This is a genomic window from Hymenobacter sp. HD11105, assembly GCF_054051685.1.
In genome coordinates this window covers 594,427-614,588 of the sequence record NZ_JBSWBR010000001.1, presented here as the reverse complement: position 1 = coordinate 614,588, position 20,162 = coordinate 594,427, and the positions used below count along the sequence as shown (strand labels likewise).

Below are 20,162 nucleotides of genomic sequence, written 5' to 3'. Positions count from 1 at the left end.
CTGCGAGAACAGTGATAAGCGGGTGGAAAAACGTGCTAGCTAATTAGTTTAATGTCAATTCCTTGGCGCAAGGTATTATGGACTTCAGCAATGCGGTCGGTATACCGAATCAGCTCGGCAACTTCTGCGGCGGGCGCATCTGACACGACAGTAGTCTTGTACGTGAAATGTGAACCAGCTTCGCCGGGCTGCCCGAAGTGACCGGTGACCTCTACCTCTACCCCTGAGACTGGTATGCCCCGGTTGCTAGCTTCCCGGTAGATGTCGTTGCAAAAGCAAGTAGCTAGGGACAGCAGCAGCAGTTCTCCTCCATTCACTGATGATCCAAATCCAGTTGGTTTAGGCTGAATTTGGATTGCCTTGGTTGACTCATTCGTCTGAACCAGGATTTCGTGGTGGTGCTCACGGCTGATGATGCTGGCCGACATTTTCATAGCTACAGAAATATCAACGGCGGGTAACTTTTTAAGAGAGAAGCTAGCTACCTGTACAAGGAAGCACCTTGTACATTAGAGTCAGAGTTTACGGGGGCACATTCTTCGGCCAGGCGGGCGGTTAGGCCGGGATCCAGCCACTCGCCGCTGGCAATCTGCACGGCGTTGGCGCCTACACGCAAGTAATCGGTGACATGGTTGCTGGTAAAAATGCCCCCCGTACCAAAGATCGGCAACTTAATGCGAGCATCGTGGGCCAGCTCGTACACGCAGCGTAGAGCCACCGGCCGCAACGCTTCGCCTGACAAACCGCCGACAAGCGGCTTAGCGTTAGCATCGTCGGGTAAGTGCAGGCCTTTAAGCGTATTACAAGCGGCTACGGCCGAAGCGCCACCCTCCTGCGCGCCTAGCGCCAGACCGCGAATAAAGTCAGGCCACGGGGGTAGCTTTACTACGATAATGGCCTCGGGCCCCAGTTCATTGCGTACTGCTTCGGTAGCGTCGCGCACAAACTTGGGCGTAATCTCGGCGCCTTTGGCCGTATCAGTACAGGTTATATAAACCTCAACGCCCGCAATTTGCCCCCCAGCCTCGCGCTTCAAGAAGCGAGCGATTTTACGGAAGCCCGGAATGCCCGGCGCCGTGATGCTTACCAGCACCGGCACGCCGTAGCGCAACAGATTCGGCAGATGCTCCTGCACCAGAATCTCCGCGTTTTCGGTGCGCATGTTGGTGGCGTTGAGCAGCGTTTGATCGGCTACCTGCCAGATGCCTTGCTCATAAAGCCCTGGCTTGGGCTCCATGGTCACGGTGCGAGTAAAAATGGCCCCCAGTCGCTCGTAGCCCGGCCCATCCAACTGCCAAGAGGCCGCGGCCAGGCAGATAGGATTTTGAAGTGTAACTGCGCCTAACTGCATGATTGATTTTACTTTAAACTATTGACTCTTATGGAAGCCTCAACTAAAATAACCCCAAAAGCAAAGCGCCCGGTTCATCACCGGGCGCTTTGTTGGTCAGTCACTTAGATTACGTTGTCGCGGTTGATCAGGAAAGGAACGCAGGCGCGGATGTCCTTCTGGCCGAGGATAAACTGGGCTACGCGGGCCATACCTACGCCAGCACCGGAGTGCAGCTTCACGTCGTGCTCTTTGTGGAAGTCGAGGTACCAGTCGAAGTCCGACAGCGTGTCGATCTTCTCACAGGCCCCGGCTACCCCCACAGGATGGAGCATGTTGTGGATGGCCATGAACCCTTCCGACTCCACGTACTTACGAGCACCGCGGAACATGGCATCCCATACTTTGATGATGGCGATGCGCTTTGGATTGGTGCTCAGATTCACGTTGCGGGTGGCAGCGAAGGCCGCGGCTTGAGGGGCCAGGGCGATGTTGTCTTGCATGTTGACGTGAAGATTGAAGTTTATGAGTAGAGAGTTGAGCGCACAGTTTCTACGCTGCCCGCCCATTGATCCGGACACAAAAAAACCGCTGCGGAAACCGGAGCGGCAAACGGGGTAAAAACAGGAAAAACAGAAAAGTCAATGGGAGAAAAGACCTTCCGGTCCTCTCGCAGAACGGCGCTATGGGGCGTTCTGCGCTTCATTAGATGTTGGTTTTTGGGTGAGGCACGACGCAAAAGTACCAATAGTTTTCACACCTCCAAGAAAAGCCAAATTAATTTTATGTTACTGCAATGTTACTTACTCGTCAAAAGCCTTAACAAAAGAGTAGACTTATGTGCCTGTATCATAATTATCCAACTAACTGAATAATAGACCCTTATAAGACAACAGTTTTTTCTCTCACTCCTCAATCTAACCCGCTACCTTCAGCTCTTTACTCCCACTTTTTAAAAAATATGCGAGTAAGACCAATGGTCATTTACAGAAATAATACAATTTTCAAATTTGTCATATATTTGCCCCTATACTTTAATAGTATAGGAAATAAAAAGTTGGGCTGGTGTTTGGAAGCTGAACTGCTCTTCATCCAATCGGCAACCTCCACAGCGTGGTAGTTATATCATAACATATTCCTAATACTCACGGTAATGTCCAAGGATTTGGAAACGTATCTTTGCGGACCGAATCCTGAATTGCTTGTTTTCACCATTGTTCTGTCGCTATGAAAAAAATTATTACTACTGCTTTACTAGTCATCCTTTCTTTTATTGCCTCTGTTTCCCAAGCTCAAACCCCAGCTCCAATAGAGTACAGCGAGAGGGTAACCGTAGAGAATAGCCACCCAACTGCCCTGTACCAACAAGCATTGTCATGGGTAGAGGGTCCATTTTCCTACACCCCCAAAGCTGATTTAAAGGCTCAAAAAGAAGCTCACCAAATTCGCCTCACGGGTACCAGCAAGATCAAGATGGCAGCGGCTACGGCCTCGGGTGCGGAGCAAGAGCGACCCCTCCGCTTCGACTTTATTTTTAGCGTTACTGAGCAAGGCTATACGTACACGGTAGGTACGTTTCGGGTGGTACCCGATCCGAAGCAGCCGGCTGTAACGGTTGCGCTAGATGAATATATTCAGCAGCTTAGCCAGGAACGCACCAACGCCCGCACACGCAACGACCGCCGTGTAACCGCCCAGGCTACCGCCGTAGCCAGCGATGTAGCTTCTGCTTTTCGCTCGTACATGAATAGCCAGCCCGTAGTGGAGGACGGCCAAATAGGCTTGCCAACAAACGATAATGATGGGTGGTAAGCAGGTGCAGCCCTATCACAATGCAAAAAAGCCCCCCAGATAGTTTCTGGGGGGCTTTTTTGCATCTACTTCTAGCTCCCGCCAGAAGTAGCGCGGTCGAGGAGGCGGAGGGTGCGCAGCGGTAAATCGCGGGCCTCAAGCAGCAGAAAGCCGTCGAGAGCATTGGCAAACTTGGGGTCAATATTGAAGCCTAAGAGCCGAGCGTTTTGTTTTAAATACTGCCGAAGCAGCACTGGCACGCCCATACCACCGGGCTCCAAATGAGCAATCAAGTTTTGTAAATCTTGGAGGCTGGCCAGGCCAGCTTGCAGAGCAGCCGGCGCCTCACCAGCATCGAGCGGACGGTAGCGGTAGGCTTTGCGTGGGCGCACCCATTGGGCATGTTCCGCAGCCATAAAGTGCTGGGTAAGGTAGTCGACCATAGCCGCCTTAGAAGCGGCTGAGTACGTATTGCTAATACTCACGGGACCAATGAGATATCGGTACTCGGGATGATTGGCCACGTATTCGGCAATTCCTTTCCAAAGCAAAGCTAGTGGTAGTGGCTGACGCTGGTATTCTTCCCGAATAAAGGAGCGGCCTAGTTCTAGAGACTCCCGCAGCAACGGCAGCAGCGGCTTTTGCATCCGGAATAGCGAGTGCAGGTAGAAGCCGCGCTTACCGTGCTGGCGCAGAATAGCACGCCCCTTCCCCACCCGGTACGCACCGACCAGGCGCCGGTCGTTCCGATGGTAGAGAAACAAGTGGCGATAATACTCGTCGTAGGCATCCAAATCGGTGGGCTGGTGGGTGCCCTCCCCTACCCGCCGAAACGTCAACTCACGCAGTCGTCCGATTTCAGGCAGCACGTGGGGCAGCTCCGATTTGCGCGCCACGTACACTTCCCAAGGCCCATGCACCAATAGGCGGCGAGCGGGACGCAAAGCTGCTAAGTCGGCTTCAATCAGGTCGGCGGCGGTTTCGGCTACAATGGCTTGGGGCGGCAGGCGCGGCCAAGTAACGGTAGGTGCTTCGGCGGGTGAACCTAAGGCATACACCCGAGCCCGCAGGCAGGGCAGGCGATGATCGGCGGGCAAGTAAGCTAACTCCTGAGGGCCAATGGGTTGTCCAATACGCACCCGAATAGTTTGGCCGCGCTTATTGAGCAGCTCAGCTGGCAAGCGCATGGTACGTAGCCACGGTTGCACCAAGCCCAACCAACTAAAAAGCGCACTATTATGGCCACTAAGCCATACTGGCACCACCGGTACCCGCGCCGCAGCCAGCAGCTTACCGGCCGTCGGATGCCAATCAGGGTCGAGGCTGGGGCGAAACGGCGCAGTGCGGTGGGCCACTTCGCCGGCCGGAAACAAAGCCAAGGGCACATCATTGTGCAGGTAGCGCAGCATCTGGCGCAGCCCAGGCGCATTTTGCCCCCCGGTTGTCCGGTTGGCATTTACCAACACAAGCTGATCGTCGATGTGGGGTAACAGTGGAGCCAGCAGCTCATTGGCTACCACCCGCAGTTCGGGGCGGTGCTGCCCGAGCAGGTGCAGCAGCACTAGCCCATCGAGCAGGCCGCTGGGATGATTAGCAACGGCAATAAATGCCCCCTTAGCGGGCAAGCGTCGCAGTTCGGTTGGATCGAAGCTTATCGTAATCTGGAGTTGGCGCAGCAGTTCAGCCACAAAAGCAGGGCCCTGTAGGTGACTGCTTTGCTCATAAAACTCTTGGAACTCCCGGATGTGCGCAAACTGATGTAGTAGGGGCCGCAGCAAGTACCGAGATGGACCCAAAGAGGTACCAGAGAATAAGAAATTAGTATCGAATAGTAAACCCATCGGCTAGCATAGCACCGGGTACTTTCGCATTGCATTAGCACGCTACTTACCCAGTCAGCCAAACTTCCGAAATGTAGATTAGCCCCAGATTATGCCGTTGTTACTAAACCGTTACTTTCTGCGTATTAGCGCATTGCGGTTGAGCTAGAAAAGCAGAAAGCCGCGTTGCAGCGCGGCTTTCCATTCCCTCTCATATTCACTCATATCACTCAGTGCAAAAGTAGTGCCTTTGTTTTAATATAAAAATTCCATGATTAAATTAATCAATTTTTAATATAAACTTAACGTTCGCTGGCTAGCTATACAGCAGGATAAAGTAGACGATTTAAAAGATTTTTTAATTGGTGGGCCCGTTGTCTACGCGAGCTTCAATCACGGCCTGTACCGCCGTCGGCACGGCCGACAACAGGTCGTAACCCGTGGCCTGCTCGATGGCGTCTACGGAGGTGCGGTAGGTGGCCCAGTTTGGATCAACGGAGTTGTTATTGGGCGTGTTGATGGCAATAACCCGAGTGTCATTTGCCACGCGGCTCACGTCGTTGTTGCCGGCAGGCAGCACCACCACGACTTTCCACAAACGGTTGGGCACCGTTATGTCACCACCCGATAGCGTATTCAAGGGGCCATCCGAGCCCGTTCCACCTCGGCCGTAGCTGCCACAAATAATGTAGAGTTCATTGCCGGCGTTTACTAGCGTGCGACAGTAGTTCTCCAGCCCGGCCCAGGTGCGCTGATTGTTGTTTGGGGCTTGGGGTATCATGTTCGTCATCAGGAAGGTAGCCGAGTTGTCGGTCACCGAGCTGGTGCGGTCGGCCGAGGGGCAGTTGTGGCCCCGGTCAAAACCTGAGCCTGAGTAGCTGGCGCTAGTAGCGCGAAACCAGCCCGCAGGCAGCGTATTGTCGGAGGTGAAGTTGTCCTGACGCGGCGCATCGCCTAACCAGCCTTTGTTTAGGTGCCAGCTTACCCAGTTGGGTGTACCCCGGTCGCGGTGATACGATAGCGCATACTGCTCTTTGACTATTAGGTAATTGGAGGGAGAACTGACATCGGCCACCGCGCCGCTGGGGTTGCCCATGGCCAAGTTGTCATCACGAATTTGGTCGGCAGGTTTCGCCGATTCTTTGCCGCAGGAAAAGGTCAGCACACTCAGCAGACTGATGCTGAGCAATTGGTAGAGGGTACGCTTCATCGAACAGAAAAGGCAGATGGGACTAAAAGAAACAACCCAAGGACACGGATTGCTCCACAAAGGTGCAAAGACAAATATACCAGTGAGTTCTGGGGGGCTTTTTCTGGCCCTAGTGCTTTGGCTACTGCCTACAACTCAACGAAAAAGCCCCCCAAACAAGTTGGAAGGCTTTTTCAGAAGTTTACTTGGTAGCCTGAGTTCTTAGTTGGTGGGACCGTTGTCCACACGGGCTTCTACTACACTCTGCACCGACGAGGATACCGCCGACAGCAAATCGTAACCAGTAGCTTGCTCGATGGCGTCTACGGAGGTGCGGTAAGTGCCCCAGTTAGAATCGAGCGTGTTCGTGTTGGGCGTGTTGATGGCAATAACGCGGGTGCCCGTCGTGACGCGGCTGGCGTCACTGCTGCCCTCCGGCAACACCACAATCACCTTCCAGACGCGGTTGGGCACCGTGATTTTGCCCCCCGCTAGGGTGCTCAGCGTACCATTGGAGCCCGTGCCGCCTTTACCGTAGCTACCCATAATCACATACAGCTCATTGCCAGCATTGACTAGGGTGCGGCAATAGTTTTCCAAGCCGGCCCACGTACGCTGGTTGTTGTTCGGGGCTTGGGGTATCATGTTGGTCATCAGGAAGGTAGCCGAGTTGTCGGTCACCGAGCTGGTGCGGTCGGCCGAGGGGCAGTTGTGGCCCCGGTCAAAACCTGAGCCTGAGTAGCTAGTGGCGTCGGCCCGAAACCAACCGGAGGGCAAGGCAGCATCAGCGCGGAAGTCGTCTTGCCGGGCAGCACTTCCCAGCCAAGCCTTGCTCAGGTGCCAGCTTACCCAGTTAGGCGTGCCCCGGTCGCGGTGATACGACATGGCGAACTGAGGCTTCTGCATCAAGTAATTCCAGTAATAGTAGGAATCGGCCACCGCGCCGCTGGGGTTACCCATAGCCAAGTGATTGTCGCGGGTGGCATCATGGGTTTGGGGCCGGGCAATGGGCGCGGGTGCAACTGCTTCGTCTTTAGCGCAGGAAACAAGCATTGCGCTCAGCAGCCCAAAGCTCAACAAACGGTGAAAAATTTGTTTCATAAAGGAGTGGGTGGAGTAGTCCACTGCAACGGCGCAGATGGTATCCTAAAGGTGGTTAGACAAATCCACACGGGTGTTACGTCTAGATTACCATCTTCCAGAATGAATACAAATCGTTAATAATCAATCGTAAAACTCATCCTAGGAAGATTATTAGGGCAGCGTTGTGTCAATAAACTGAACTGTCTGTTAAGGTTGGCATCTCATATTTAGACTGAACTACACGCATAACTGATCCGGTGTTTGCCCTAAAGCTGACTAGGTTACCTTGCAGTCCTTCGCACCAGCTACTCTATGACTTCGCCCGATATCTTCACCACCAACACGCTAATTATTGGGGCCGGACAAACCGGCTTGGCAGCTGCGTATTACCTGCAGCGTCGGGGCATATCGTTCGTGATTTTGGACGAGCGGCCGGCCGTAGGTGACGTGTGGGCGTCGCGGTTTGAAGCGTTGCGTTTGTTCTCGCCGGCCTGGGCCAGCAGCCTGCCGGGCTACAAGTGGCCGGGCGCCCAACTGCGCTACCCTACCAAGGATGAAGCCGCTGCTTACCTGCAAGCCTACGCTGCCCACTTCCAGTTTCCGATTCATCTCTCCCAGCGCGTGACGCGCGTAGCACCTGCACCCGATGGCTACGCCATCCAGACCGCCGCGGGCCAGAACTACCAGGCGCAGCGGATAGTAGTATGCACGGGAGCTTACAACGCGCCCCGCCTACCCGAATTTGCCCCCCAGCTTCCGACAAGCGTCGTGCAGCTTCACAGCCGCGACTATCATCAGCCAACTCAAGTAGCGGGTACGGGGCCAGTGGCCGTAGTCGGGAGCGGCAACTCGGCCCTGCAGATTGCCGCTGACCTAGCCACCACCGGCCGACCTGTATACGTGGCTTTCGATGAGCGCACCCCAGCCATGCCGAACAATACCTTCATGTGGGCCTTCCTGACCGTAACTAGGTTGCTCCGAGCCTCGCGCCACTCCCTGATAGGTGGCCACATGATTCGGCAGCCCGAACCCGTCGTGAGCGGCGACTTGGCTCGACTGCGCACTTTTCCGAATGCACGCTTCATTGGCCGAGCGCTGGGCACGGAGCCGGGGGGCATTTTACGGAGCCGTAAGCTCAGCACGCCGCCGCTGGAAGCCGTGGTTTGGGCCACAGGCTACGGACCTGACTTTAAGTGGATTGAAGCCCCCATTTTCGACTCCGACGGGTTTCCCCGCCACCACCGGGGCCTAACAGCGGCTCCAGGCTTGGCTTTCCTGGGTTTGCCTTGGCTGAATAGTCGTGGCTCGGCCCTGATGGGTGGCGCCGGCCCTGATGCGCAATACGTAGTGGAGCATCTGCTAAAGCCTCATATATAGCTTCGAGCCTGTCGAAGTGAGCAAAACAGCTTGGTTTTTACCTATAAAAGGGCAAAAAGCACATAATTATGCTGAAACCAGATAAGGCATTCCGGGGTTCAAGAGAGTACATTTACTAACCGGTCATGTCTTGTTGATATGTTGCTGCCGGGTTTGATCTTATCCTAACTCCCACTCGTATGTCATTCCTTCTGTTCATAGGGCTGATGCTGGCCACGGCACTCATTGCCCTCAATACTTTTGACAACATCAAAGAGATGTTGAAACCTGAGCCGATCCGCGTACCAAACCGCTAATTCCGGATTGGTTTACGCTTTCTAAAAATAGTCCCTGCGCTTGCGCAGGGACTATTTTTTTGATCTAACCCCATAAAAAAGCAGCCCCACGGTGGCGGGGCTGCTTTTCTAATAGCTAAAGTAGCTAGGGCTTCATCGGATTACTAGCTTACGCATTTCGCTTGCATTGTCGGTTTCAAGCTTCACGTAATATAGGCCGCTGGCAAATTTGCTCAGGTCGAGCGTTTTGGTGTAGCGGTCGTTCAGTTCGGTCAGCGATTCGCGGTAAATTACTGAACCGATAACGTTGAGAATGCGCAGCTCGGTTTTGCGACCTTCGAAACCGTTGATGTCAATATGAACAATCCCACTGCTCGGGTTGGGGTACACTAGCAGCTTTTTCTCATCGGCAACCGAGCGGCTAGTAGTGCTAGCAACAGCAGGTTGGGCCACGGCGGCGGGCATGCTGCTGCACAGCGGGCCTAGCACCAAGGCACTTACAACTAATAATAAACGTAGAGTTTTCATCATATTCAGACCGTAAGGCGTTGGGCGCGTCGGCTAAATTTCTTAACGTCAGTCGCTCAATTTGGTTTACAAAGGTAGCACCCGAATCCCAATAAGATACATAAAATATAACTTATCTCCTATAATCACGTCTTTCCTCGCTGTTTTTCACTTGTTTAACTGTAAAAAAAATTTGGATGTTATCATTATCGGCGGCGGATTAGGTGGCCTCACGGCGGCCCTCGACTTGGTTGGCCGAGGTCACCGCGTGACCGTGGTGGAGCGTAAGCGCTACCCGTTTCATAAGGTGTGTGGGGAGTATGTGTCCAATGAAGTGCTGCCCTACCTGCGCCGGCTTGGTGTAGATCCGGCACCGCTGGTGCCGGCCGCTATCACGCAGTTTTTGCTCAGCTCGCCCGCGGGCCGCACGCTTACAGTCCCGCTCGACCTGGGTGGCTTTGGCGTGAGCCGCTATACTTTGGATTATTTCCTGTATCAGCAGGCCGAAGCGCGGGGCGTTGAGTTTCAGCAGGGCGCCACCGTGACCGACGTCACGTTTGCCGCCGACCAGCACCAAGTAATGCTAGCCGACGGGCGCACGTTGCAGGCCCGCGTTGTGCTAGGAGCCTACGGCAAACGCGCCAACCTCGACCGCCAACTGCAAAGGCCGTTTTTCAGCCAACGCTCGCCGTATCTGGGCGTGAAGTATCACCTGCGCCTCGACTTCCCCCGCAACTTGATTGCCCTGCACAACTTCGCCAATGGCTACGCGGGCATCTCGGCCATTGAAGACGACAAGCACTGCTTCTGTTACCTTACCACGCGCCAAAACCTGAAAACCCACGGTACTATTGCGGCCATGGAGGAGCACGTACTGGCCCGAAATCCGCGGTTGGGGAGCATTTTGCGCGAGGCGGAATTTCTTTACCCCCAGCCAGAGGTTATCAACGAGATTTCCTTTGCTCCCAAAAACTGCGTCGAAAATCACATCCTAATGTGCGGCGACGCAGCGGGCCTAATTACGCCCCTATGCGGCAACGGCATGGCTATGGCCATTCACGGCGCCCAGATAGCCAGCACCCACATTCACGATTTCCTCACGGGCCGTACGACGCGCTCGGCCCTGGAGGTCCGCTACCAGCGCGACTGGCAAACCCACTTTGGGGGACGTTTGCGGCTTGGTCGGGCAGTGCAGGGTTTGTTTGGCCGGCCGTTTTTAAGCGAGGCCGCCGTGGGTAGTCTAAGCTATTGGCCCGGGGCGGTGCGCGCCCTCATGCGCCGTACTCACGGAGAAGTATTTTGAGCGAGGGCCATTTGCTTACCGCATTTGTTAAAGGAACAGAAAGGCGTAAGCAAACCTGTGAAGCTAGATTCCACCCCGTTTGTGCAAGGACTATACGGCTTTCGCACTTGTTTTTAGACCTGCCAAAATTTGCATCGGCAACGCGGCAGTTATTTGCGTATACTTCGTTTAATGAGCAGCTACCTGTGTGCCATCGGCACGGCCAACCCTACCCATGTTATTCCGCAGCCCCAAATTGCCACCTTTATGGCCGAGGCCCTACAGCTCGGCGACCAGGAGACGCGCAAGCTACGCGCCCTATACCGCGTAACGGGTATTGGCCAACGCTACTCTGTGCTAGCTGACTATGGCCGCTCGAATGGAAACTTCGATTTTTTTCCAAATACACCTGACTTAGAGCCATTTCCGTCGGTGGGACAGCGCATGGCTGTGTACCGGGAGTGTGCGCTGCCGCTGTCGGTGCAGGCGGTACAGGATTGCTTGCGGCAGGTGCCCGAGGTGACACTAGCCAGCATTACCCATCTGATTACGGTAAGCTGCACCGGTATGTACGCCCCGGGCCTAGATCTGGAGCTGGTGCAGAAACTGGGCTTGCGAGCCAATGTGCAACGCACCTGCGTAAACTTTATGGGCTGCTACGCGGCCTTCAACGCCCTCAAGCTAGCCGACGCCTTTTGCCGGGCCGATGCGGGCGCTAACGTGCTCATTGTAAGTACGGAGCTGTGCACGATTCACTTCCAGAAAAACCACGAGGAAGACCACTTGGTATCCAACGCGCTGTTTGGCGATGGGTCGGCGGCAGCGCTGGTGCGGGCCGTACCCGCGGCGCAGGGCGCTAGCCTAGCACTGACGGCGTTTCACTGCGGCATTGAGCCCAACGGTCATACCGATATGGCATGGCACATCAACGACTTTGGTTTCGAGATGACATTGTCGTCGTACGTGCCCCGCCTTATTCAGAAAGGCATTCGTGAGCTGACTGATGGCTTGCTGGAAAATCTTCCTGTTCAGCTCCCCGATATTGAGCACTTTGCCATTCACCCTGGCGGGCGCAAGATTCTGGAAACCATTGAGCAGGAACTGGGCCTTACTACTCACGATAACCGCTTCGCTTATGAGGTGCTGCGTGACTACGGCAATATGTCATCGGCCACGGTGCTCTTCGTACTGCACAAGCTCCTACAGTCGCTGACGCCCACTGACGCGGCGGCACCCGTGCTCAGCTTCGCCTTCGGGCCAGGGCTTACGCTAGAAGCTATGCTGCTGAAAGTAGCTTTTGGAAACACTGAAGTACTGAATTAAGCGGCTTGCCAGTCTTAACTATGAAGTTCGCTTTTTGAAGCAGGAAAGGCTGATTACACTTTAGTTAACAGCCATAAAAAAGCCCCCCAGACGCATGAAATTCAGTCAGCGTGCTACCGAACCGGAGCTCATGGACGACTTGACCCTGGCGAACGACGCGTTGCGGCAGAATCTGGATGAGCTAGAAATTATTAATACTCGCTTGGGTGGCTACCGGGTAATAACGGATGCGCTGGCCCGACTACGCGCCAAAATGCCCCCCAGTCGCCCGCTTCGCCTGGCCGACCTCGGCAGCGGCGGCGGCGACACCCTGCGTCACATTGCCCGTTGGGCCCGGCGGCGCCATTTATCCACGGAGCTCATTGGCATTGATGCTAACCCGTTTATGCTGAGCTATGCGGCGGAAAAAAGCCGTGACTACCCCGAAATCAGCTTTCAGCAGCTGGATATTTTTGCGGCGGAGTTTCGCGCCCAGCATTTCGACGTGATTACGTGCAGCTTATTTTGCCACCACTTCACCGATGCTGAGCTAGTTAGCTTGTTGCGGCAGCTGCACCAGCAGGCGGGCGTGGCCGTCATTATCAACGACTTGCACCGGCACCCGGTGGCGTATTACAGCATCAAGTGGCTGACGCGCCTGTTTCGGGGCTCCTACTTGGTGCAAAATGATGCGCCGCTTTCGGTGGCACGAGCCTTTACCAAAGCCGATTGGCAGCGCATCCTGCAGCTAGCCAGCATTGATAAATACGAGCTAAGTTGGCGCTGGGCCTTTCGCTGGCAAGTTGTATTCTAGAAAAACACCTCCTGCAACACCCGAAACGTGTTAGCGTGGGCTTCCACAATGTCGGCGATGCGCTCGGAGTAGCCGCCCCCCATGCATACCACCACTGGCAGCTGGTGGCGGTGGCAGAGCTGAAGCACCAGCTGGTCGCGCTGCCGACAGCCTTCGCGGGTGAGGGCTAAGTGGCCGAGCTTGTCGGTAGCCAAGACATCAACGCCCGCCAGATAAAATACAAAGTTGGGCTGCACCTCATCCAGTAGGCGCGGCAGCGTATCGGCGAGTAGCTTGAGGTAGGTGGCATCGTCGGTGTGGTCGGCTAGGGGCAGGTCGAGGTCCGATTGCTCCTTGCGATGCGGGTAGTTACGGGCCCCGTGCATACTGAACGTGAATACCTGCGGCTCGTGCTGAAAAATGGCTGCCGTACCATTGCCCTGATGCACATCAAGGTCTACAATCAGGACTTTTTGCACAGCTGGTTCATTAGCCAGCAGGTAATGCGCGGCCGCCGCTTGGTCGTTGAGCAAACAAAACCCCTCGCCCCGCTCAGCAAACGCGTGGTGAGTACCACCAGCTATGTTGGCCGCCGCACCATGATGCAAGGCTCGACGGGCACACTCAATGGTGCCGCCCAAAATTGTGACTTCACGCTCTATCAGCTGCTCCGACCACGGAAAGCCAGTAGCGCGCTCCTCCTGCCGCGTAAGTTGGCCCGAGCGCAGGCGGCGGTAATAATCGGGGGTATGCGTGCGCAAAATATCAGCCGCTGAGGGAGCCTGGGGGGCAAAAAGATTGGCTTCCGCGATGGTGCCTTCGCGCAGGAGTTGCTCGGGCAGCAGCTCGTACTTGAGCATAGGAAAGCGGTGGTCAGCGGGCAACGGATGAGCGTACAGCGGCGCCCAGGCAATAGAAAGCATGTAGTAGGTTTAGAAAAAGAGCAACAGCGCGAAGATCTAACGGGTTTAATTGTCTGTCATGTAGAGCGCCGCGAAGTATCTCGCTCGCTTCGTTGCAATAGTAGTCCAACGTCAGCCCGCGAGATGCTTCGCGGCGCTCTGCATGACCGCCTCGAGTTTTGCAAACTAAAAAGACATGAAAAAAGCCCCGCTACACGTAGCGGGGCTCGGCTTTAAGTGGGGCATACTGGGCTCGAACCAGTGACCCCTACCTTGTCGAGGTAGTGCTCTGAACCAACTGAGCTAATACCCCAAAGCCAACTGGCGGCGGCCGGAAAGGGCCAAATATACACTCCTGAGGTATTGTTGCTACTCGGCGGAGCAACAAAATTTTTTAACCTCTGCTGTCTTGGCGCGTAACCTTATGTATACCGACTTAGCGTGGGGCTTTTCTGCTATCTGTAAAGGCCCTTTTTCTCGATTTATTCGACTTGTTTTATGAAAAAACTACTTCTCCTTCTAACCTTCTGCGCCGCGGCGCTTTCTGCTTCTGCCCAAGAGGCCGGCCCCGCCGGAGTTCGTTCCTCTGCTGATTATGGCTTTGGCAGCAGCGACTCACGCAACAATGGCTTCGGTATCAAGGCCGGCTTCAACCTAGCCGACTTACGCGGCCAAGACAAAGATGCCTACCAAAGCCTGGAAAGCCTCAAATCTTACCACGCTGGGGTATATGCTCAGTTTGCTTTCAACAATAAGTTTTCCGTTCAGCCCGAGTTTCTGTTTACGCGCAAAGGCTTTGATGCTCAGGCGCTAAACCTAAGCACTGGGCAGCCCGCCACTACCAAGGAGCAAACTCGTCTCGATTACTTACAAGTACCTGTTTTGCTGGTATACAACATTGTAGACAACATCAGCATTCATGCTGGGCCGCAGGTGTCGCTGCTCGTCAATGCTAAATACGCGGGTCAGGAGCGCACCATTTCTGGCTCTAACCTTAATAGCTTGGAGTACGGCGTGGTAGGTGGCGTGGAAGCTCGCGTAGGTCCGGCCCGCCTCGGCGCCCGCTATGATCTTGGCCTAGCCGACATCTACAACGACCCCAAAGATGCCAGCGCCGATGCCTTCGACAACGTGAAAAACGGCGTGTTTCAGGTGTACTTGGGCATCGGCATTTCTAACTAAATCACCTGCTTTTCTCTTTCCAAAAAGGAAGCCCGCTGCGGCTTCCTTTTTTTGTGCTGCCCATCTCTTTATGCTGCTTACCACGCTCCTGCTCGCCCTCCCCGACCTTACCGACGCGCTGTCTCTGCTCAACCGGAGCCGGGAGCTGCTGGCCGAGCGCGGCATGGGCGTACTGGGTGCTTGGGCGCTGTTGAATATAATCGTGAGCGGCTACTACGCACCCCGCACCGACAAACGCACTGAGCTGCATTACTTTCATCAGATGAACGTAGCCTGGAACTTGGTGAACGTCGGACTCGCGGTGTTCGGCCTGCTCAGCGCCCACCCCAACCAAGTGGCCGGCATGACCTTGGCTGATAGCCTCACGGCCCAGTTTAACTTCGAGAAGATCCTGCTCTTCAATGCTGGCCTCGATGTAGCTTATATTGCTACGGGCAGCTGGCTCCGCGCCCGCGCCGCTACTACTGACCGTCGGCCGGAGCGGCTGCTCGGTTTCGGGCGCTCCTTGTGGCTGCAGGGGGCTTTTTTATTCGTCTTTGATGTAGGCTTCTACTTTATCTATCACCAGTTTGCAGCCGAGCTACTAGCGCTCCTTGGGTAGAGGCACATAATTGTGTCTCGTCATTAAACGATTGAACCTGCGTCGTTTAACTAAACAACTCAATAACGATGAAACGCGAATACGCGTCTCTACATGGTTTTGGCGAAACACAAAAAAGCCCCCCAGACGGTATCCGGGGGGCTTTTTATTGATTATCAACTTACGGCCGGTTAGCGCATGGCGTGCACACCTTCCAGGATTTCCTCTACAATCTTCTTGTTGAAAGCTGGAATATCATCGGGGTTGCGGCTGGTGATGAGACCTTTATCGACTACCACTTCGTTGTCTTCCCAGAGGGCGCCGGCGTTCTTTAGATCAGTTTTGATGCTGGGGTAGCTGGTTACTTTTTTGCCGCGCAGCAAGCCGGTTTCTACCAGCACCCAAGGACCGTGGCAGATGGCGGCCACTACTTTACCCGAGTGCATAAACTCGGTCACGAAGTCAACTACTTCCTTTTCTACACGCAGCTTATCGGGGTTAATTTGCCCCCCAGGCAGCACCAGGGCATCATAATCATCTACGCGGGCGTCGCCGATGAGCTTGTCGACGCTTACTTTATCGCCCCAGTCGTCTTTGTCCCAGCCTTTAATTGAGCCACTTTTGAGGGAAATAACGTGGGTTTCGGCACCTTCATTCTCCAAATATTTCTTCGGCTCCTCTAGCTCCGACTGCTCAAATCCGTCGGTGGCGACGATGGCTATTTTCTTTCCTTTTAGTTTATCGCTTTCAAATAATGACATGGTTACTAGCTTTTTAGATTAAACAATACACAAACAAAAAACCGGCGCCGCAGAGCGGTTCCGGTTTTGGTTTAACGCAAAATAAGCTGAACAGGTTATTCGGCACTCTCGGTTTCGCCCCGCTCACGCTTGAGCTGCTTGCGCAGGCGGCGCACCCGCTCATCGAAGCCGTCGGGGTCGTAGTCTACGTCTTCGATGTCTAACTCATCGAGCATATCCATCATTGCGTCGGCGTGGTCGGTGCGGGTGGCGGTACGCACGTTCACGAAGGCCATCTCCGACCAAAGCAAAGCCTTGAGGCGGGCCCCATCCTCACTCAGCATCTGCATTTCCACCACTAGGTTGGAGTTATCGAAATGAATGAGCTGGGTACGAATGCGCACGACTTCGGCGTGGTTCGCGGGACGCAGGTAGGCAATATGGTGCTTGGTAATCACCCACCCGGCCTGCGACTCGCGGGCTAGCTCGCCCAGGTTCAGGGCATAGTGCTGGGTTGTGTGCTCCTCGCGGGCATTCAGGAAATAGTCGAGGTAGCGGGCATTATTCAGGTGGCCCAGCATATCACAATCCTGAAAATGAATGCGGTGGGTGGTTTCGGGCGTGCGGACTAGCATTAGTTGAAAAGTAAAAGTGTCTCCGTATCGAGCGATTGACAGCCAAGTAGTTCAAGTAGCCTGTTCTACGAAGAGACACAAATAAGTGTCTCTAAAGCACCTTACTTCGGCAGCAAAAATGAATCGGCTACTACTTGGTGGGGGGCTTTTTTGCGGGCGTCGGTGGGGCTGTCGAACACGATGAGTACGTGGGCATCGTCGAGTACGGCCATTCCTTCGGCTTTGTCTTTGCCGGATGTGGGGCCGTGGCCGTGGGGTACATCGAAGAGGCGCTGCACCTTATCGGGACCAATGAGGCTGTCCTGAGGATGCGTTAGGGCATTGGGCCAGCGGTACACGGCAATAGTGCCGTCGAGATCCATGGTGGGGCCGGCCAGCAGCAGAATATCAGTCCCGCGCTGGCGTAGCTCACGCAGGCCCATGCCGCCCAAGGACAGGAAGTGCTTTTTGTAATACTTGTTCTCGGCTCCCTCCAGCTTGGCAAGACGCAAATGGCCTTTTCTATCCTCCTCGGGCAACACTTCTAATACGATAGCCCAGCCCCGGAGCACCGGCCCACGCAAGCCCAGAAACAGGCGGCCATCGGGCGCAGCGGCCAGGCCTTCTACATCGAAACCATTGTCTTTGCCTGGAATCTTGAGAAAGGGCTTCAGGTGCGGGTCATCGGCCAGGATATCGAACAAGTCGTTGGCTGTGCTGGCGCTGTTACTGTGCAGCTGAGCAGCACAGAGAGTCTGGGTGGGGTCGGTGGGATGGGCTATTTCCTTGTGCAGCTCATAGTCACCGGTTTCGGCGTTGCGCACCAGCGGAATGCGGGCCAGCAGATAGCGGTTAGGCTCCTCCTCTATCTTGGCTAAGCGGGCAATTTGCTTGGCCACATCCTCGTCCTCGTGATTGGGCTTCTTGCGCTTCAGGCTGTGGGAGCCTACCAGCCAGAGGTAGTTATTGGCCTCGCCCATGCCTTCAATATCTATTTCCTCCTCGTCATCGGAAGGCAGGTCGAGCAGGTCGGTCAGCTCGTAGGAGCAATGCTCGCCAAACTCGTGCGGCCCGGTGAGGCGCAGGCGCTCGATGGTGGTGCGCTCGTCGCAGCTTAGCCAGAGGTTGTCGCCGGTGCGCAATACTGTGGAGAGGCCGTCGCGCACGTGCTTTTTATCAGCGTTATAGCTGAGCTTCGGATTGAAATGAAGGGTGTAGGATTGGCGGCGCACGGCTAGAGGGAGTTGTATGTGCTGTGCAAACGGGCCCATGTGCAGAAGAGTTTTGCCCCCCAGAGCCTGCGCAGGCTATAGTGCTCAGCCTCTGCCCACAGTGGAGCTACTACAGGGCATTGCTGCTCGTGTAGAAACCCATATTTGTGTCTCGGCACTGAACAATGACATTGCACGGTTTGCAGCCGGACTGTTCAACGTCGTCGTTCTGACCGTTTCTACGGTGTGCGCACCATCCGGTACAGCTGCTCCCGATAGGTTTCCCCCACGGGCACCATCTTATCCTGAATATAGAGCGTGTTACCGTCCACCATCCGAATCTTATTCAAAGACACGATATAGGACTTGTGCACCCGCACGAAGGGCGGCCGGGGCAGCTGCTGCTCCAGCTGCGTGAGCGACTGATACGTGACAAACACTTGCGTGGGCAGATGAATAGAAACGTAGTTTTTCAGGCCTTCCACAAAGAGAATATCAGCGTGATCAATGCGGATATACTTGTTCTTGGTTTCTCCCTTCACAAACAGGTAAGTATCCGCCGCGGCAATTGCCTCCGCGGCTGGAGCAGGCTCCGGCGCGGCCAATAAAGCCAGCACTTTCTGGGTCGCTTTCAGGAAACGCTCGAAGGAAATAGGCTTGAGCAGATAATCTACCACATCGTTTTCGTAGCCTTCCAGAGCGTATTCGGGGTAGGCCGTGGTCAAGACTACTTTGCAGCGGGTGCCGCAGAGCTTGAGGAACTGCAAGCCCGTCAGCTCGGGCATTTGGATGTCGAGGAATACCAAGTCGGCGCGGCCTTGCTGCACCCAAGTCAGCGCCTCAATCGGATTGGTAGTGGTGCCGACCAAGGTGAGATAAGGCACTTTACGGATGTAATCGGCGAGAATAGCGGAGGCATACGCCTCGTCGTCGACGGCAATACAACGAATCATAGACGTAAGAACGGGAGTGTAAAAGTTGATGAGTCGGCGCCCCTAAAAAAGCCCCCCAGCTTACGCTTCCTGCAGTCGAAGCAACGTATGAAACCGTTCCGAAGTCTGGCTTACCGTCAGGGTATGCCGATTGGGGTACAGCAACTCCAGGCGCCTTCGCACATTGGCCAGCCCAATACCGCTAGTAGCGTCTTTATGGTGCCGCCCAATCTTGTTATCGACTTCGAATAGTAGCTCATTGGGCTTGATTGTCAACTGAATATACACGGGCGTATCGGGGCAGTTGAGCACACCATGCTTGAAAACATTTTCCGCAAAGGGAATCAGGAGCAAAGCGGGGAGGCGCCGCCCGGCTGCCTCCCCGGTTACGGTGAACTCCACGAAAAATTGCCCCCCAAAGCGCAGGCGGTACAAGTCGATGTAGTTGTGCAGGTAGTCAATCTCACGGGTTAGCTCTACTTGGCCATCGGGGCGCTGGTGCAGCATGTAGCGCATCAGATCGGAGAGCTTGAGCACGGCCGAGCCCAACTGTTCGGATATGGGGTAAGCCAGGGAGTAGAAGTAGTTGAGCGTATTATAGAGAAAGTGGGGGTTGATTTGGGTGCGCAGAAAGGCCTCTTCGGCTTGGGTTTTCTCTTGGCGCAGCTGTCGGTTTTCGCGCTCCCGCCGCAGGGTTTCCTCGAAGCTCCACACCACCCCGCTAATCACGATGGCGGGGCTGGCGTAGTAGATATTGTCGAGGATATAATAGGGCGTGGAGGTGGCGGGGTTATAGTTGCGAAAACCCAGCACGGCCGGGTACAGCATCTCCTCGATACCATAGCGCACGCTGATGTACAGGCCTATTACGCCGAGCAAAGCCACGATCAAGGTGGGTATGCGGCCGGGGCGCAGAAGGCGCGGAAACAGCAGTCCGTAGCACACATAAAACTCTGCGCTGCGCAGGAACAGATGAGACAGCAGAAACCAGTTGCTGCGCCAGCTGCTCACCAGCGGGTGCCAGTCGTTGAGGCGGGCGCCTATCCACACGTAGGCGGCGTACACCACCCAGCCTAGGATGTGCAGATTCCTTTTTGACCAGTGCTTCATACCCAAAACTACGGTTAGTAGCCAGACGCCGGCAGTTTTTTATCCCAACCCCAGATTTGGCGGAGCAAGCCTTGATTTTAGACTACAACCCCGAAAAAAGCCCCCAGCGCGGGTTAGCATCGGGTTTGAGGAAGTTGGGATA

Annotated in this window: 20 protein-coding genes and 1 tRNA gene; 7 read left to right on the top strand and 14 right to left on the bottom strand. The window is 54.9% G+C overall.

What is annotated here, in order from left to right:
* Positions 1-35 precede the first annotated feature (35 nt).
* The 3 genes from ACW9KT_RS02810 to ACW9KT_RS02800 form a co-directional block, all read right to left on the bottom strand.
* Positions 36-434 carry an OsmC family protein gene (locus tag ACW9KT_RS02810; protein WP_457077869.1) on the bottom strand — a complete coding sequence of 133 codons (399 nt, stop codon included), beginning with the start codon at positions 432-434 and terminating at the stop codon, positions 36-38.
* Positions 435-481: 47 nt separating this feature from the next.
* Positions 482-1,351: a dihydroorotate dehydrogenase gene (locus tag ACW9KT_RS02805; protein WP_457077868.1), complete on the bottom strand. Its 870-nt coding sequence runs from the start codon at positions 1,349-1,351 to the stop codon at positions 482-484.
* A gap of 104 nt (positions 1,352-1,455) precedes the next feature.
* A complete protein-coding gene (locus ACW9KT_RS02800; RefSeq protein WP_457077867.1) occupies positions 1,456-1,833 on the bottom strand; it encodes a hypothetical protein in 378 nt (125 codons plus the stop codon).
* Between the two features lie 724 nt (positions 1,834-2,557).
* Here ACW9KT_RS02800 and ACW9KT_RS02795 point away from each other — a divergent pair.
* Positions 2,558-3,142 (top strand): DUF4468 domain-containing protein, encoded by a 585-nt coding sequence (locus tag ACW9KT_RS02795; protein WP_457077866.1) that lies wholly within the window; start codon positions 2,558-2,560, stop codon positions 3,140-3,142.
* Positions 3,143-3,213: 71 nt separating this feature from the next.
* Here ACW9KT_RS02795 and ACW9KT_RS02790 read toward each other — a convergent pair whose 3' ends face one another.
* From ACW9KT_RS02790 to ACW9KT_RS02780, 3 genes are all read right to left on the bottom strand, one after another.
* A complete protein-coding gene (locus tag ACW9KT_RS02790) occupies positions 3,214-4,917 on the bottom strand; it encodes a lysophospholipid acyltransferase family protein (protein WP_457077865.1) in 1,704 nt (567 codons plus the stop codon).
* Positions 4,918-5,299: 382 nt separating this feature from the next.
* A complete protein-coding gene (locus ACW9KT_RS02785; RefSeq protein WP_457077864.1) occupies positions 5,300-6,151 on the bottom strand; it encodes a DNA/RNA non-specific endonuclease in 852 nt (283 codons plus the stop codon).
* Positions 6,152-6,352: 201 nt separating this feature from the next.
* Positions 6,353-7,231: a DNA/RNA non-specific endonuclease gene (locus ACW9KT_RS02780; RefSeq protein ID WP_457077863.1), complete on the bottom strand. Its 879-nt coding sequence runs from the start codon at positions 7,229-7,231 to the stop codon at positions 6,353-6,355.
* Between the two features lie 294 nt (positions 7,232-7,525).
* Here ACW9KT_RS02780 and ACW9KT_RS02775 point away from each other — a divergent pair, with 294 nt between their 5' ends.
* Entirely contained in the window at positions 7,526-8,590 is a 1,065-nt protein-coding gene (locus ACW9KT_RS02775; protein WP_457077862.1) for a flavin-containing monooxygenase, read from the top strand.
* A gap of 428 nt (positions 8,591-9,018) precedes the next feature.
* On the opposite strand, the gene ACW9KT_RS02770 is transcribed toward ACW9KT_RS02775, so the two are convergent.
* The gene (locus ACW9KT_RS02770) at positions 9,019-9,396 is read right to left on the bottom strand and encodes a T9SS type A sorting domain-containing protein (RefSeq protein WP_457077861.1); all 378 of its coding nucleotides are present in this window, start codon (positions 9,394-9,396) and stop codon (positions 9,019-9,021) included.
* A 169-nt stretch (positions 9,397-9,565) separates the two neighbouring features.
* On the opposite strand from ACW9KT_RS02770, the gene ACW9KT_RS02765 reads away from it, so the two are divergent.
* The 3 genes from ACW9KT_RS02765 (at position 9,566) to ACW9KT_RS02755 (ending at position 12,770) form a co-directional block, all read left to right on the top strand.
* The gene (locus ACW9KT_RS02765) at positions 9,566-10,675 is read left to right on the top strand and encodes an NAD(P)/FAD-dependent oxidoreductase (RefSeq protein ID WP_457077860.1); all 1,110 of its coding nucleotides are present in this window, start codon (positions 9,566-9,568) and stop codon (positions 10,673-10,675) included.
* 171 nt (positions 10,676-10,846) lie between these two features.
* On the top strand, positions 10,847-11,977 hold the full coding sequence (locus ACW9KT_RS02760) for a type III polyketide synthase (protein WP_457077859.1): 1,131 nt from the start codon (positions 10,847-10,849) through the stop codon (positions 11,975-11,977).
* A 94-nt stretch (positions 11,978-12,071) separates the two neighbouring features.
* Complete coding sequence (locus ACW9KT_RS02755) at positions 12,072-12,770, top strand: methyltransferase domain-containing protein (RefSeq protein WP_457077858.1); 699 nt, start codon at positions 12,072-12,074, stop codon at positions 12,768-12,770.
* On the opposite strand, the gene ACW9KT_RS02750 is transcribed toward ACW9KT_RS02755, so the two are convergent.
* On the bottom strand, positions 12,767-13,672 hold the full coding sequence (locus ACW9KT_RS02750; protein WP_457077857.1) for a histone deacetylase family protein: 906 nt from the start codon (positions 13,670-13,672) through the stop codon (positions 12,767-12,769). The two genes, ACW9KT_RS02755 and ACW9KT_RS02750, sit on opposite strands and share 4 nt — an antisense overlap.
* Positions 13,673-13,889: 217 nt before the next feature.
* Positions 13,890-13,964, bottom strand: a tRNA-Val gene (locus ACW9KT_RS02745).
* Positions 13,965-14,149: 185 nt separating this feature from the next.
* Here ACW9KT_RS02745 and ACW9KT_RS02740 point away from each other — a divergent pair.
* The gene (locus ACW9KT_RS02740; RefSeq protein WP_457077856.1) at positions 14,150-14,833 is read left to right on the top strand and encodes a porin family protein; all 684 of its coding nucleotides are present in this window, start codon (positions 14,150-14,152) and stop codon (positions 14,831-14,833) included.
* A 70-nt stretch (positions 14,834-14,903) separates the two neighbouring features.
* Positions 14,904-15,434 carry a DUF6992 family protein gene (locus ACW9KT_RS02735; protein ID WP_457077855.1) on the top strand — a complete coding sequence of 177 codons (531 nt, stop codon included), beginning with the start codon at positions 14,904-14,906 and terminating at the stop codon, positions 15,432-15,434.
* A gap of 170 nt (positions 15,435-15,604) precedes the next feature.
* Here the strand turns inward: ACW9KT_RS02735 and ACW9KT_RS02730 are convergent, their stop codons facing one another.
* From ACW9KT_RS02730 to ACW9KT_RS02710, 5 genes are all read right to left on the bottom strand, one after another.
* Entirely contained in the window at positions 15,605-16,174 is a 570-nt protein-coding gene (locus ACW9KT_RS02730) for a type 1 glutamine amidotransferase domain-containing protein (RefSeq protein WP_457077854.1), read from the bottom strand.
* 95 nt (positions 16,175-16,269) lie between these two features.
* Positions 16,270-16,788, bottom strand: coding sequence for an acyl-CoA thioesterase (locus ACW9KT_RS02725; RefSeq protein ID WP_457077853.1), 519 nt, complete (start codon positions 16,786-16,788; stop codon positions 16,270-16,272).
* A 101-nt stretch (positions 16,789-16,889) separates the two neighbouring features.
* On the bottom strand, positions 16,890-18,038 hold the full coding sequence (locus ACW9KT_RS02720; RefSeq protein WP_457077852.1) for a DUF3616 domain-containing protein: 1,149 nt from the start codon (positions 18,036-18,038) through the stop codon (positions 16,890-16,892).
* A gap of 179 nt (positions 18,039-18,217) precedes the next feature.
* Positions 18,218-18,931 (bottom strand): LytR/AlgR family response regulator transcription factor, encoded by a 714-nt coding sequence (locus tag ACW9KT_RS02715; RefSeq protein ID WP_457077851.1) that lies wholly within the window; start codon positions 18,929-18,931, stop codon positions 18,218-18,220.
* Between the two features lie 60 nt (positions 18,932-18,991).
* A complete protein-coding gene (locus tag ACW9KT_RS02710; RefSeq protein ID WP_457077850.1) occupies positions 18,992-20,020 on the bottom strand; it encodes a sensor histidine kinase in 1,029 nt (342 codons plus the stop codon).
* Positions 20,021-20,162 lie beyond the last annotated feature (142 nt).

What these genes read in the sequence shown, in the direction of transcription:
- ACW9KT_RS02755 (WP_457077858.1), top strand. Translation starts at nt 12,072, where the DNA reads ATGAAATTCAGTCAGCGTGCTACCGAACCGGAGCTCATGGACGACTTG.
- ACW9KT_RS02770 (WP_457077861.1), bottom strand. Translation starts at nt 9,396, where the DNA reads ATGATGAAAACTCTACGTTTATTATTAGTTGTAAGTGCCTTGGTGCTA.
- ACW9KT_RS02720 (WP_457077852.1), bottom strand. Translation starts at nt 18,038, where the DNA reads ATGGGCCCGTTTGCACAGCACATACAACTCCCTCTAGCCGTGCGCCGC.
- ACW9KT_RS02730 (WP_457077854.1), bottom strand. Translation starts at nt 16,174, where the DNA reads ATGTCATTATTTGAAAGCGATAAACTAAAAGGAAAGAAAATAGCCATC.
- ACW9KT_RS02760 (WP_457077859.1), top strand. Translation starts at nt 10,847, where the DNA reads ATGAGCAGCTACCTGTGTGCCATCGGCACGGCCAACCCTACCCATGTT.
- ACW9KT_RS02740 (WP_457077856.1), top strand. Translation starts at nt 14,150, where the DNA reads ATGAAAAAACTACTTCTCCTTCTAACCTTCTGCGCCGCGGCGCTTTCT.
- ACW9KT_RS02805 (WP_457077868.1), bottom strand. Translation starts at nt 1,351, where the DNA reads ATGCAGTTAGGCGCAGTTACACTTCAAAATCCTATCTGCCTGGCCGCG.
- ACW9KT_RS02775 (WP_457077862.1), top strand. Translation starts at nt 7,526, where the DNA reads ATGACTTCGCCCGATATCTTCACCACCAACACGCTAATTATTGGGGCC.
- ACW9KT_RS02810 (WP_457077869.1), bottom strand. Translation starts at nt 434, where the DNA reads ATGAAAATGTCGGCCAGCATCATCAGCCGTGAGCACCACCACGAAATC.
- ACW9KT_RS02800 (WP_457077867.1), bottom strand. Translation starts at nt 1,833, where the DNA reads ATGCAAGACAACATCGCCCTGGCCCCTCAAGCCGCGGCCTTCGCTGCC.
- ACW9KT_RS02725 (WP_457077853.1), bottom strand. Translation starts at nt 16,788, where the DNA reads ATGCTAGTCCGCACGCCCGAAACCACCCACCGCATTCATTTTCAGGAT.
- ACW9KT_RS02750 (WP_457077857.1), bottom strand. Translation starts at nt 13,672, where the DNA reads ATGCTTTCTATTGCCTGGGCGCCGCTGTACGCTCATCCGTTGCCCGCT.
- ACW9KT_RS02795 (WP_457077866.1), top strand. Translation starts at nt 2,558, where the DNA reads ATGAAAAAAATTATTACTACTGCTTTACTAGTCATCCTTTCTTTTATT.
- ACW9KT_RS02735 (WP_457077855.1), top strand. Translation starts at nt 14,904, where the DNA reads ATGCTGCTTACCACGCTCCTGCTCGCCCTCCCCGACCTTACCGACGCG.
- ACW9KT_RS02715 (WP_457077851.1), bottom strand. Translation starts at nt 18,931, where the DNA reads ATGATTCGTTGTATTGCCGTCGACGACGAGGCGTATGCCTCCGCTATT.
- ACW9KT_RS02780 (WP_457077863.1), bottom strand. Translation starts at nt 7,231, where the DNA reads ATGAAACAAATTTTTCACCGTTTGTTGAGCTTTGGGCTGCTGAGCGCA.
- ACW9KT_RS02785 (WP_457077864.1), bottom strand. Translation starts at nt 6,151, where the DNA reads ATGAAGCGTACCCTCTACCAATTGCTCAGCATCAGTCTGCTGAGTGTG.
- ACW9KT_RS02710 (WP_457077850.1), bottom strand. Translation starts at nt 20,020, where the DNA reads ATGAAGCACTGGTCAAAAAGGAATCTGCACATCCTAGGCTGGGTGGTG.